The 12,960-nt window shown below is 53.3% G+C and carries 10 protein-coding genes and 4 pseudogenes; 13 read left to right on the top strand and 1 reads right to left on the bottom strand.

The annotated features are described in order from the left end of the window. The first annotated feature begins 127 nt into the window (after nt 1-127). From KQP84_RS21715 to KQP84_RS21695, 5 genes and pseudogenes are all read left to right on the top strand, one after another. Nucleotides 128-873, top strand: a pseudogene (locus KQP84_RS21715) (sugar phosphate isomerase/epimerase family protein). A gap of 9 nt (nt 874-882) precedes the next feature. Beyond that, nucleotides 883-1,836 carry a sugar kinase gene (locus KQP84_RS21710; RefSeq protein WP_215848081.1) on the top strand — a complete coding sequence of 318 codons (954 nt, stop codon included), beginning with the start codon at nt 883-885 and terminating at the stop codon, nt 1,834-1,836. Nucleotides 1,837-1,871: 35 nt separating this feature from the next. Further along, a pseudogene (locus KQP84_RS21705) lies at nt 1,872-3,151 on the top strand (MFS transporter). A gap of 72 nt (nt 3,152-3,223) precedes the next feature. Beyond that, nucleotides 3,224-4,198 (top strand): glyoxylate/hydroxypyruvate reductase GhrB, encoded by a 975-nt coding sequence (gene ghrB / locus KQP84_RS21700; RefSeq protein WP_215848080.1) that lies wholly within the window; start codon nt 3,224-3,226, stop codon nt 4,196-4,198. A gap of 80 nt (nt 4,199-4,278) precedes the next feature. Next, nucleotides 4,279-5,526 carry a valine--pyruvate transaminase gene (locus KQP84_RS21695; protein ID WP_215848079.1) on the top strand — a complete coding sequence of 416 codons (1,248 nt, stop codon included), beginning with the start codon at nt 4,279-4,281 and terminating at the stop codon, nt 5,524-5,526. Here KQP84_RS21695 and KQP84_RS21690 read toward each other — a convergent pair. After that, nucleotides 5,523-6,973: pseudogene (locus KQP84_RS21690) on the bottom strand (aminotransferase-like domain-containing protein). The gene KQP84_RS21695 and the pseudogene KQP84_RS21690 overlap by 4 nt on opposite strands. Nucleotides 6,974-7,212: 239 nt before the next feature. On the opposite strand from KQP84_RS21690, the pseudogene KQP84_RS26310 reads away from it, so the two are divergent. From KQP84_RS26310 to KQP84_RS21660, 8 genes and pseudogenes are all read left to right on the top strand, one after another. After that, nucleotides 7,213-8,677: pseudogene (locus KQP84_RS26310) on the top strand (hypothetical protein). 18 nt (nt 8,678-8,695) lie between these two features. Continuing rightward, complete coding sequence (locus tag KQP84_RS25580; RefSeq protein ID WP_252515325.1) at nt 8,696-9,151, top strand: hypothetical protein; 456 nt, start codon at nt 8,696-8,698, stop codon at nt 9,149-9,151. Beyond that, nucleotides 9,148-9,591, top strand: a complete 444-nt coding sequence (locus KQP84_RS25575; protein WP_309140170.1) for an ATP-grasp domain-containing protein — start codon at nt 9,148-9,150, stop codon at nt 9,589-9,591. The genes KQP84_RS25580 and KQP84_RS25575 overlap by 4 nt, the downstream gene beginning before the upstream one ends. Continuing rightward, a complete protein-coding gene (locus KQP84_RS25570) occupies nt 9,552-9,968 on the top strand; it encodes a hypothetical protein (protein ID WP_252515324.1) in 417 nt (138 codons plus the stop codon). Before KQP84_RS25575 ends, KQP84_RS25570 begins: the two co-directional genes overlap by 40 nt. Further along, nucleotides 9,956-10,663, top strand: coding sequence for a class II glutamine amidotransferase (locus KQP84_RS21675; RefSeq protein WP_215848078.1), 708 nt, complete (start codon nt 9,956-9,958; stop codon nt 10,661-10,663). Before KQP84_RS25570 ends, KQP84_RS21675 begins: the two co-directional genes overlap by 13 nt. Before the next feature lie 5 nt (nt 10,664-10,668). After that, nucleotides 10,669-11,469 (top strand): 2OG-Fe(II)-dependent halogenase WelO5 family protein, encoded by an 801-nt coding sequence (locus KQP84_RS21670; protein ID WP_215848077.1) that lies wholly within the window; start codon nt 10,669-10,671, stop codon nt 11,467-11,469. Nucleotides 11,470-11,498: 29 nt separating this feature from the next. Then, entirely contained in the window at nt 11,499-11,996 is a 498-nt protein-coding gene (locus tag KQP84_RS21665; protein ID WP_215848076.1) for a YbaK/EbsC family protein, read from the top strand. A gap of 21 nt (nt 11,997-12,017) precedes the next feature. Beyond that, entirely contained in the window at nt 12,018-12,929 is a 912-nt protein-coding gene (locus KQP84_RS21660) for an EamA family transporter (protein ID WP_215848075.1), read from the top strand. Nucleotides 12,930-12,960: the final 31 nt, after the last annotated feature.

Raw genomic sequence — 12,960 nt, 5'->3', positions numbered from 1 at the left:
CTTTCCCGTCACGCCGTGCTCACTTCGTGAGCACGATCATAATTTCAAGTTTTGCTTCTTTGCTTTGGAACCGGTTCCATCTAACGTTTTTATATTCGTTACGGGAATGTCCCCGCAGGAGCAAAACATGAAAGCAGAAATCATCGTCGTTACCGCCGCCTATGGGCATCAGCAGATCGCCGCACTTGGTGGTCAGTTAGCCTTATTGCCGATCATTCAACAGGCTGGTGCAGACGGTGTTGAAATCCGCCGCGAACTGTTTGATGACGCCACGCTGGCTGACTTGCCTGCGCTGGCTAAAGCCATTGAGCAGCATCAGTTACGTACCAGCTATTCCGTACCCGATACGCTGTTTTGTGACGACGGCAGATTAAATCCTCAGCTGACGAACTACTTTGAAGAAGCGCAGCAGTTGAAGGCTCAGCGTTTGAAAATTGCATTGGGCAACTTCCAAACGCTGCCAACCGAGCAGCTGCGTACACTTCTTGCCAGCAGCGATATCCAGCTGGCGGTAGAAAACGATCAAACTGAACAGGGCAAGCTGGCGCCGTCTCAGCGTTTTTCGCTGCGGTCAGCGAAGCAGATTTACCCATTAGCATGACGTTCGATATGGCTAACTGGTGCTGGACACAAGAAAACGCCGAGCAAGCTGCCGCTGAGTTGGGTGCGTATGTCAGCTATATCCATGTTAAAGCGGCGGTCGCGCAAGGCGACAGCTTCCGCGCTATTGCGCTGGACGACGCGGATGAGAGCTGGCTTAACCTGTTGAAAAAGCTGCCAGAAAATGCACCGCGCGGTATTGAATTTCCGCTGGAAGGCGATGATTTGTTGGCCGTCACACGTCATTACGTGGCGCTACTGCGCAACGTTTAAGGAGTAAACATGACAACGCATCAAACCGGCATGCTTGACGTTGTGACCATCGGCGAAGCGATGGCAATGTTCGTTGCGCGTGAGACCGGCGATCTGGCCGCTGCTGAAACGTTTGTAAAACGCGCGGCTGGCGCAGAACTTAACGTGGCAATCGGTCTGGCGCGTCTCGGCTTGAAGGTCGGCTGGGTAAGCCGTGTCGGTGATGACACCTTTGGTCGCTTCATCTGCCAGCAACTTGATAAAGAAGGCATCGATCATCAGCAGGTAGCCTGTGATAAACGCTATCCGACCGGCTTTCAGCTTAAGTCAAAAGTGGACGATGGTTCTGACCCGCTGGTGGAGTATTTTCGTAAAGGCTCGGCAGCCAGTCACCTTTCGGTGGAAGATTTTAATCACGACTATTTTGGCTCTGCGCGCCATCTGCATCTGAGCGGCGTGGCGGCGGCGATTTCTGACAGTTCATTAGCGCTGTTGAAACACACGGCAAAAGAGATGCGTGCACGCGGCAAAACGATCTCTTTCGATCCCAACCTGCGTCCCGTTTTATGGCGCAGCGAAAATGAAATGCGTAAGCAGCTTAACCATTTAGCGGAATATGCCGATTGGGTGCTGCCAGGTGAAAATGAAGGGCTGATTTTAACCGGCCATCGTCAACCGGAAGCTATCGCTGACTTCTACCTCGATAAAGGGGTGAAAGCGGTGGTGATCAAAACCGGCTGTGACGGCGCATGGTTTAAAACTGCGGAGGGCGAAAAAGGGCAGGTAGAAGCCATTTTGGTCGACAACGTGGTGGATACCGTCGGCGCTGGAGATGGTTTTGCGGTTGGCGTCATTAGCGCGCTGCTGGAAGGTAAAACGCTACCGCAGGCGATTCGCCGCGGTAACAAAATTGGTTCTTTGGCGATTCAGGTGATTGGCGACAGCGAAGGTTTGCCGACGCGTCAGCAATTGGGCGAATACTAACCTGCATCTCAATCGCTTTGACAGAGGGTTTTTCTATGAAAAAGCAGACAATTGCGCCTAAACGCTGGTGGTTCATCATGCCCATCGTGTTTATCACCTACAGTCTGGCGTACCTGGATCGTGCGAATTTTAGCTTTGCCTCTGCGGCAGGCATTAACGACGACCTGGGCATTACCAAAGGCATGTCGTCGCTGCTTGGCGCGCTGTTCTTCCTCGGCTACTTCTTTTTCCAGATCCCCGGCGCCATTTACGCTGAACGCCGTAGCGTGAAAAAACTGATTTTTGGTGCCTGATTTTGTGGGGCGGCTGCGCCTCGCTGACCGGGGTAGTAAGCAACATTCCGATGCTGGCGGCCATTCGCTTTATTCTTGGCGTGGTGGAAGCCGCGGTTATGCCTGCAATGCTGATTTACATCAGCAACTGGTTTACCAAGTCAGAACGTTCGCGGGCAAACACCTTTTTGATTTTAGGTAATCCGGTCACGGTACTGTGGATGTCGGTGGTTTCCGGTTATTTGATTGAATCGTTCGGCTGGCGCGAGATGTTTATCTTTGAGGGAATTCCGGCGGTGATCTGGGCCGTTGCCTGGTGGTTCCTGGTGCAAGATAAGCCGGCGCAGGCGCGCTGGATGAGTGAAGCGGAAAAAGCGGCCTTACAGGCTGAATTACAGAAAGAGCAAGAGAATATCAAAGCGGTACGTAACTACGGTGAAGCCTTCCGTAACCGCAACGTGATTATCCTGTGTTTGCAATACTTCGCCTGGAGCATCGGCGTGTATGGCTTCGTGCTGTGGCTACCGTCGATTCTGCGTAACGGTACGCAAATGGGCATGGTTGAAGCGGGCTGGTTGTCGGCGGTACCGTATTTGGCAGCGACCATTGCGATGGTGGTAGTCTCCTGGGCTTCGGATAAGACACAAAACCGTAAGCTATTTGTTTGGCCGCTGTTGTTGATTGGTGCGCTGGCTTTCCTCGGTTCATATCTGGTGGGTTCAGATAATTTCTGGCTCTCTTATGCGCTGTTAGTGATTGCGGGTGCTGCGATGTATGCCCCTTACGGTCCGTTCTTCGCCATTATCCCTGAAATGCTGCCTCGCAACGTATCGGGTGGCGCGATGGCGCTGATCAACAGCATGGGCGCACTCGGTTCCTTCCTGGGATCCTGGGTTGTCGGCTATCTTAATGGAGCGACCGGTAGCCCGTCAGCCTCCTACATCTTTATGGGCGGTGCCTTGTTGGTTTCAGTCTGGTTGACGTTAATCGTCAAACCAGCACAAAACAAAACGCCGCCGCTACATGGTGCGAAACACGCCTGAAAGCGTAAGCGCTAAGCGTATTTTTCCGGGCGACCTGTGTGTCGCCCGTCACTCATTTACAGGGAGCAATTGATGAAACCATCTGTGATTCTGTACAAAAGCCTGCCCGACGATTTGCGCGCCCGCCTCGACGAACACTGCGCGGTGACTGAAATCAACGATTTGTCGCCAGAAAGCCAACAGCAATATGCAGATGCCTTGCAACAGGCAGAAGGTTTACTGGGATCTGGCGGCAAAGTGAATGGTGACTTACTGGCGAAAATGCCAAAACTGCGTGTCTGCTCCAGCGTTTCGGTGGGATATGACAACTTTGATGTCGATGCATTGAATCAGCGTCACGTGGTGCTGATGCACACGCCGACCGTACTGACCGAAACCGTTGCCGATACCATGATGGCGCTGGTATTAAGCAGCGCCCGCCGCGTCACCGAGCTGGATGCGTGGGTGAAGGCAGGTAAATGGCAGCAAAGCATTGGCCCGGATCTGTTTGGCATTGATGTACACCACAAAACACTGGGAATTCTCGGCATGGGCCGCATCGGCATGGCGCTGGCGCAGCGTGCGCACTTTGGTTTTGGTATGAAGGTGCTCTATAACGCTCGCCGCGAACATGAAGAAGCGCAAACACGCTTTGACGCCCAGCGCTGCGATCTGGAAACGCTGCTGAAAGAGAGTGATTTTGTCTGTATCAGCCTGCCGTTGACTGAGCAGACGCACCATATGATTGGCGCTGAACAGCTTAAATTAATGAAATCGAGCGCGGTACTGATTAATGCCGGACGTGGCCCGGTGGTGGATGAGAATGCGCTGATTACTGCGTTACAGAACGGGACGATCCACGCTGCTGGTCTGGATGTGTTTGAGCAAGAACCGGTCTCGCCAGATTCGCCGCTGTTGAAACTGCCTAACGTCGTGACGCTGCCGCACATTGGTTCAGCCACCCACGAAACCCGCTACGGCATGATGCAGGATGCGGTGGAAAATTTGATCGCTGCACTGAGCGGCAACGTTGAGAAAAACTGCGTAAACCCGCAGGCGCTGAAGTAATCCAAGCGCCTTCCCATTGCGCCCGCCACTGGCGGGCGTTATGGTGGATCCCCATTCGTTATTACAAATTTTTAACCGCTATGGCTTTTTCTCAATTCGGCGACAAATTTACACAAAATTCCGGTATCTCACGTTTGATGGAAGACATGGGCGCAGGCTTGCGCACGCCCGGCACCATCATGCTTGGCGGCGGTAATCCCGCGCAGATCCCGGCTATGAACGACTATTTTCAGCAACTGCTGCAACAGATGCATGATGAAGGCAAGCTGAGCGAAGCGCTCTGCAATTACGATGGCCCACGTGGTAAGGCTGTTTTGCTGGAAGCGCTGGCAAAACTGCTGCGCGAAAAGCTGGGCTGGCCCATCAGCGCAGAAAATATTGCGCTGACCAACGGCAGCCAAAGCGCTTTTTTCTATCTGTTTAATCTGTTCGCTGGACGTCGCGCCGATGGCAGCAAAAAGCGCGTGCTGTTCCCGCTGGCACCGGAATATCTCGGCTATGCTGATGCCGGGCTGGATGAAGGATTATTTGTCTCGGCGAAACCGAATATCGAACTGTTGCCAGCAGGCCAGTTTAAGTATCACGTCGATTTCGAACATCTCCCGATGAATGAGGATGTGGGACTGATTTGCGTCTCGCGTCCCACCAACCCAACCGGTAATGTTATTACCGACGAAGAGTTATTGAAGCTGGATGTACTGGCGCAGCAACACGATATTCCGCTGCTGATCGATAACGCTTATGGTGTGCCTTTTCCCGGCATTATCTTCAGCGATGCACGTCCGTTGTGGAATCCCAACATCATTCTCTGCATGAGTTTATCCAAGCTGGGTCTGCCGGGGGCGCGCTGCGGCATTATCATTGCCGACGAAAAAACCATCAGTGCAATTGGCAACATGAACGGCATTATTAGCCTGGCGCCGGGCGGCATCGGCCCGGCCATTGCCTGTGAAATGATTCGTCGTGGCGATCTGCTGCGCGTGTCAGAAGAGGTGATCAAGCCGTTTTATCAGGATAAAGTTTCACAGACGATCACCATTATTCGTCGCTATTTATCGGAAGATCGCTGCCTGATCCATAAACCCGAAGGCGCGATTTTCCTCTGGCTTTGGTTCCGCGATTTGCCGATCAGCACGGAAACGCTTTATCAACGACTCAAAGCGCGTGGCGTACTGATGGTGCCAGGCCATTTCTTCTTCCCCGGGCTTGAACATGAATGGCCGCACACGCACCAGTGTATGCGTATGAACTATGTCCCGGATGCCAGCAATATCGAGCGTGCGATACAGATTCTGGCGGAAGAAGTAGAAGACGCCTGGCGCGACTAAACCTGCTTTTCGATCAACGATTGTTGGCACCATTGTGCCAGCTGACGAATGGCTTGCTCGACTTCGGCGTTCCAGCCGAAGCCGGCATTCAGCCGAAAGCAGTGATCGTAGCGGTCATCGGTGGCGAAAATATGCCCCGGCGCAATGCCAATGCCCGCATTGCGCGCTTTTAAAAACAGTGCTCGCACATTTAAGGCGTTAACCGGCATCTCTACCCACAAGACATAACCGCCTTCTGGCTCAGAAACGCGCGTGCCAACCGGAAACTCGCGTAGCACCGACTGACGCATTTTGCTGATTTGTGATGAAAGCTCACGTCGCAGCTTGCGCAGGTGCGCATCGTAGCCGCCGCTGCGCAGCAGTTCTGCAACCGCCGCCTGGGACAGCACTGACGTGCCCATGGTGGAGGTATATTTCAGCGAGGCAATTTTGCGCATGAAATTCACGCTGTGAACCCAGCCGATGCGGATCCCCGGCGCCACGGTTTTCGAGAAGCCGCTGCACAAAATGACATTCGGGCTAAAGGCCCGCATGGGAAAGGGCCGGCGTTCACCAAACGCGGTATCACCAAAAATATCATCCTCAATGATCACCACATCATTTTCGTCGGCCTGGCGCGCAATGTACGCTTTCTGTTCGTTGGGAATGCTTTTTCCCAATGGGTTGTTGATGTTGCAGAGCGTAAGAAACGCTTTCACTGCTTTACGGCGAAACAGACCCGTTAACTTTTCTACGTTAACGTAGCCTTCTGGCCCGGCTTCGACTTCAATGACTCGCAGATCAAGATTACGCAGCATCTGCAATAAGACGAAATAGCAGGGCGATTCCACCGCCACGATATCGCCGGGTTTGACGGTTGCACGCAGCGACAGTGAAATCGCTTCGATGCAGCCGTTGGTGATCAGAATATCATCCGTGTTGATGTTGCAGCCGTAATCGACCGCCCGACGGGCGATCTCGGTTTTCAGCGGCGCGTAGCCAGTGCCTTTTACCGTGTTACCCAAAAGCGCCGGTTTGCTGTAACCCATCTGGCGCATCAGCAAGCCGATTTTCTTCACGGGATAGAGCGCGCTGTCACCGTTCGCCAAATCAAGGCGTACGCGGCAATCTGAGCCGACCATCGCCAAATGCAGCTCAGTTTGCTCATCCAGCGGGGCGACTTCACGCGGCTGCTCACCCAGCGTTACCCGTGAATGCTTCTCCAGCAGACGGGGTGCAACAAAAAGCCCGACTTCGGGCGTGCTACCGCGTAATGCTCATCCTCCAGCGTGCGTAATGTTTTCAACGCCGTCGTCAGGCTGACATTATATTGCGTGGCCAGCGTGCGTACCGACGGTAAGCGGCTGTCTGGCAGCAGCGTGCCCGCATGAATAGCCTGCTTGATCTGTTCTGCTATCTGGCGGTAACGACTGCTTTGACTCTCCTGCTCCCCGATAACATCCGCCATCTGTTCCACCCCATATCGTGCTGATCTGTGCATATTCAACAGAGTACATTCAAAGTACTTTAGGCTGCATCTCTTAATTATTCATGATGCAAGACGGGTATTTCTCCGAGGCTGGCTTGCGTCTAACGCTCTCAATGACCGAGACATTTATTAGCTAACCACGCCGTGGCGTTTTCTAGTGGAATCAATTCTTTCCACGTCGTTCATGCGATTTTATTAGCCAAAGGAAAAAGTGAAAAATGAATAATTTGTCCACCATGATGAGGGAAATTGAAGCCTTTCTTTCGCCCGCAATCATCGACTCTGCTAATCGTTGCTCAACACGTTTACTTGCGGCTTTGCCGGACACACAACAGCTTGATAATAACCGCGTGCTGCTCGCCTACGGCGGCGGCAAAGACAGTAGCTATATGGTCGCCTACGTTCGATACATTCAAGGTCTTATCTGGCAGCAGCAGGGCAACACCTTTCGCCTGCGCATTAGCACCAACCGCCATGCGGCGATGAGCGACAGCGTGATGGAAAATATCGATCGCGTTTATCAATCACTGGCTATTCCGGGTGATGAATTCACCGAATGTCTGGTGGTCGATGGCTTACAGATTCGTCCGTTCGAGCGGCATTTGCCGATGCCGGACAGCGTCCGCCAGCAAAATCGCAACGATGTGCTGATGAATGGCCACCGCTTTCGCGCAGATGCGCGTTCCACTTTTGCAATGCCTGCAACCTCAGCATGGTCAACTCCTTTGGGCTGGCAGCCGATTACAACGGCGGCGTTGATGTGATCATCACCGGCGATTCGCCACAGGAACAAACATCCTACGTTGCCTGGGCGCGCCACCTTTCTCGCCTGTTTGATGCGCCCGTTGCGGATAAAAGTCGCGGCTTTAGTGGCTTTCTGCAAACGCTGGATGGCGTAGCCGACCGCTATTTTTCTGATATTTATGGTGCCGATCAGGTCACGCCCGCCCACCGTATTACGCATCAGTTAGCGCGCGATCCGCTGTTTTTCAACATCTATGAAGATACCGCTTATGAAGCGGGTGCGCATTGGGCACTGCTTAATGACTTTATGCGCTTTCGTTTTGACGATCTGATGTTCAGCTTCTCTGAATCGGACTGCGGCAACCCAACCTTAATGGCGCATATTCGCGGCCTGCGAGCCGAAACGCTGTTGCAAAGAAACTATGCCGAAGGCATTCGGGAATATGTGCGCTTTGCGCTTGGCTTGATGGTGCAAAAGATTTTCCACCGCAGCTCATCGATGAGATGGCGGCGCGTTATCAGGATGATGCAGCCATTGAGCGCCAGCGCCAGCGTGCAGCCCTGTTCGCTGAACAGGCGTTCGATTTAGATGAAACACAGCTGATTTGCATGATTTATTCCCCGTTCATTGAGGAAGGAAAACAGCTCAACAGCTGGCTGACACAGCAAAATATTGCGCTGGATGAAACGGCGATTCGCGATTTTCTTAGCCAGCGCAATGACGATATGACGCTGGCTCACTCGTTATCCCAGCTTTCCGGTATGACGATGGCGCAAATGCGTCATTGTTGGCAGAGCAAACAGGTCAGTTCGTTGCTGGACGGCAAAAGTGCCGATCCGCTGTCGCGCGTGCTGCGTTTTGATCCGCATAAAGCGGTGATACAGGTCAATAACGGCGTGCTTCAGGACACCGTGACCGAAGTGATCTCCGGGCGCTAATCCCGGTAAGGCAGAGCGATGAGAAAGATTTTCCTGCAGATTGGTGCCACCCGCGACGGACAAAATCCTTATTGCGACGTCGCGAAGCGCGAAGGTTATTTTACCGTGCTGGCAGAGATGGGCGATTTTGTTGATTACCAGTCGCTTAGCTTGTCACTGCCGTTCGATCTGATTTTACGTCTCGATCGGCCCGAAAACCCGTGGGATGTGATGCAGGCTTATATGCGCGCCGGGATGTTGGAACACCCGCACGTGGTGCTGGCCGGGTTTGAAGCCTACAACACCAGCGCCGGTCGGGTGCGCGAAATGCTGGCTGGTCCCGATGCGCCCGCAGCCTTTATTCCGTTGGATAAATATGCGCAGCGCATGGCGTTAAAAAAGCCTGGTCACGCTTTCCACAGCCGGAATTCCGTTTCTTCGCTTCGCCACTCAGCATTCTTGATGCGCAGGATGCGCTGCTTTACCCCTGTGTGATCAAGCCTGTAGATGGTGGCGGGGGTTTAGGCATTTGGTTAATCGAAGAGGAGAGCCAACTCGCGGCGGTGGTAAACAAACTGGTGGAAACCATGAATTACGGCGGTCGCGGCTTTACCGGTTTTATTGTCGAAAGCTGGCTGCCGGGCGATGAATATTCACTGCAAGGTGTGGTGCATGAAGGTCATCCGCAAGCGCTGACCTGCTGCCAAAAGGTGATTGAGCAGCATCGTGATGCTGAAGGTTGCGTCAGTTTCTACGAGTCGGGCCATGTTGCCGCATCCGCCGAACACTTACCGTCTTCGTTTTCCAGCCTGATGAAATTCTGCTGTGAAACCTTTGATTACCGGCAAGGCGCATTTCATATCGATTTCATCGTAGTGGATGGCGTGCCACATTTTTGGAAATGGGCTTTCGCCTTTCCGGCATGGGTGTGGTGAATTTGGTGCAGGAAGTCACAGGCATTAACTGGGCCGAGATCGCTTTTCAAATTGAAGCCGGTAAACCGATGCCTGCGCTGGAATTTGCACCACCTCATGCCGTAGGGCAGCTGCGCTTGCGGCAAAGTAAACAGCTGCAGACAGCAGAAACCTGGATCGCGCAGCATCAACAGGGCGTATTGATGCCGCCACTTAATCTGCCCGCGTTGCAGGTCTCGCAGCGATCGTCGCTGTATGCCGATTTAACCCGACACGCCGGTATTCTCGCCACCTTCCGCCTGACAACCGGCGGGCGTGACGACATTTTGGCGATATTTAATCAGATCATTACTTCGCAAACAGCCAGCATAGGGAGAAATTTATTATGTGCAGGATGATTCTGGCGCACGGCCAGTTTGACCCCGCGACTGTACTGGAAGCTGCGCGTGCTATGAGTTGTGGCGAAAGCGCCGAACACGACGGGCCGATAAAAGCACATCCCAACGGGTGGGGCTGTTTGTGGCTGGAAGAGGGGCAGATTCGTACTTTGCACGGCACCGATACCTTTGCCGAAGCGCTGCCGGGTATTGATATTGATCGACTACGCGGGCGTTTTTTAGCGGTACATGTACGGCATGCAACGTTGACCAAAAATCACGGACTGGAATTTTCACATCCGCTGTGGCGCAACAGTGCTGGCAACCATTGGTACATGATGCACAACGGGTTTTTGCCCACGGTTTACCGCCATCTTGGCTTAACGGAGTCGCGTTTTGACTCGGCAGAATATTTGCAATATTTGGTTGATAAGGTCACACCAGCCGATTTCAACCGCGATTACCTGCGCAGCAAAATGGCACAAGTCGCGCCGGGCGGCAGCGCAGGCAATGCCTTTGTCGTCACCCGGGAAAAAGCCTGGGCGTGGCAATGGTATCCAGAAGACACACCCTATCCTGACTATTTTACGATGCATTACCGTCAACAGGACGGCTGCACATTTATCTCTTCAGAACCTGTTTCAACACTGGGCAGTGCCGACACCTGGCGGCGCATGAGCAATCATGAACTTCATGAGATTCCTTTGTGGGAGTAAACAACATGGCCATTTTTAATCAGATCCGCGTCATCAATCCCAACATGTTCGTTGAAACGACCTGGCTGGATGACATCGTTACTGCGCGTGTGCCTTTGCTGGTGCTGCGTAATTTCATCACGCCAGAAGTGCGCGAAGCGGTGGTCGATGATTTGCAATCGTGTCGCGAAAAGATCCGCGTCTCCCACTACCCCAACGGGGCACTCACGACGCTGGGACCGTATCTGGCAAAACATACTGCTGCGCCGGATAACTACTTTACCGAGCTGCGCGATATTCAGCCGTCGCTGCCGCCGTCACTGAGTTGCTTGCGCGCGCAGATTTACAACTGGGTGCAACATACGCTCAAGCTCGACAGTTTGCAGATTGCGCATGAACCAGGAAAGGGTGATTACGCGGGTTCCATCGTGCGCTTTCATGCCAATGGTGTCGCGAATCCGCTGCATAACGACAACATCGTACGCGATGCCGCAGAGACTGATCTGGTGGTGACTCAGATTCTGCATCAGCTGAGTTGTGTGGTGTGCCTTCAGGAATCGAATGCCGGCGGGACGCTGCGTATCTACAACAAGAAGTGGTCACCGGAAGATGAGCGTTTCAAAACCGCTGGAGAGCTGGGCTATCAAAGTGGCGTGACGGACAGCAGCGAAACCTGTGAATTTTCGCCGCGCAGTGGAGATATCTACCTGTTTAATCCGGCGTTTTACCATGAAATCGATCGCGTCGAAGGCGATACCCGCATCACCATGGGTTTCTTCTTTGGTCTGACTGACAAAAAAATGAAGCATGCCATTGCCTGGAGTTAATTCAGGGGCTCGTCAATGAGGAAAACGGAATGACAGTATTTGAAAAAATCACAGCATTACTGGATGAGCATCAGGCGGATTACCGTGTGGTAGAGCATGACGCGATCGGTCAGACCGATGTCATCAGCGAGATTCGTGGTAACGCGTTGAACCAGGCAGCAAAAGCGATGGTATTGGAAGTCACCATGCCGGAAGGCGCGGATTCGCGCTACCTGTTAGCGATTGTGCCGGGCGACTGCAAGATCAACTTTAAAAGCGCGGCGCGGGCGATTGGCGGCAAGAAGTCGAGCTTCGCTACGCCAGAGATGGCGCAGGCGCTGACCCAGTGCGTAATGGGGGCGGTGCCGCCGTTTAGTTTTGATGACCGATTGGCGCTGCGCGTGGACGCGCGGCTACAGGAGGTGGGCACGTTGTGGTTTAACGCCGGTGCACTGGAAAAATCGATCGCGTTGGCGGTAGCAGACTATTTTCATATTGTGGGTGACTGCTGTGCAGAGATTGCCACGCCGATGGCGATCACCGCCTGACGGCAGCAGAAGGAGGACGTGATGTCCGTAAAAGATATGCTGTTAGCACTTTGCGTGGTGGTGGCGTGGGGCGTGAACTTTGTGGTGATTAAACTGGGGCTGCAGGGAATGCCGCCTTTCTTACTGGCAGGGTTACGTTTTGCCTTGGTCGCATTTCCAGCGATTTTCTTTGTGCGTCGTCCGGCGATCCCGCTGCGCTGGCTGGTGGTGTATGGCATCACCATCAGTTTTGGTCAATTTGCGTTTTTGTTTTTGGCGATCAAGTTGGGCATGCCGGCTGGCCTGGCGTCGCTGGTCTTGCAGGCGCAAGCCTTCTTCACCATTCTGCTCGGCGCATTGCTGTTAGCCGAGAAACTGCGCTGGAATCACATCGCCGGGATTATCATCGCCACGCTGGGCATGTTTATGTTGGCGACTGCAGGTATGAAGGGGCAAGCCACCGCAGGCATTACGTTAACCACCATGATGCTGACGCTGGCCGCCGCGCTGTCGTGGGGTTTGGGGAACATTACCAACAAAATCATTATGCGTAACCGCAAGGTGCCGATCATGTCACTGGTGATCTGGAGCGCGCTGGTGCCGATCGGACCGTTTTTTGTCTGCGCGTTTCTGTTTGAAGGCAAAGAGGCAATTGTTTTCAGTCTGCTGCATATCACCTTGCAAACTGTGCTGGCGCTGATTTATCTGGCTTTCGTCGCCACCATTGTCGGTTATGCGATTTGGGGCAATTTGCTCAGCCGTTATGAAACCTGGCGTGTCGCACCCCTTTCGCTGTTGGTGCCGGTGGTGGGTATATTGAGCGCGGCGCTGTTTCTCAATGAAACCCTCTCTGCACAGCAAATGCTGGGCGCTTCGGTGATCATCGTTGGGCTGCTGGTAAATGTGTTTGGCGGTATGGTGACGCAACGATTTCTGATGCGTACACAGCCTTAAGCAATAAAAAAACGCCGCATCGCTGCGGCGT

It is taken from the genome of Candidatus Pantoea bituminis, from assembly GCF_018842675.1.
GTDB lineage: Bacteria > Pseudomonadota > Gammaproteobacteria > Enterobacterales > Enterobacteriaceae > Pantoea > Pantoea phytostimulans.
This window is presented reverse-complemented; position numbering and strand designations above follow the sequence as displayed.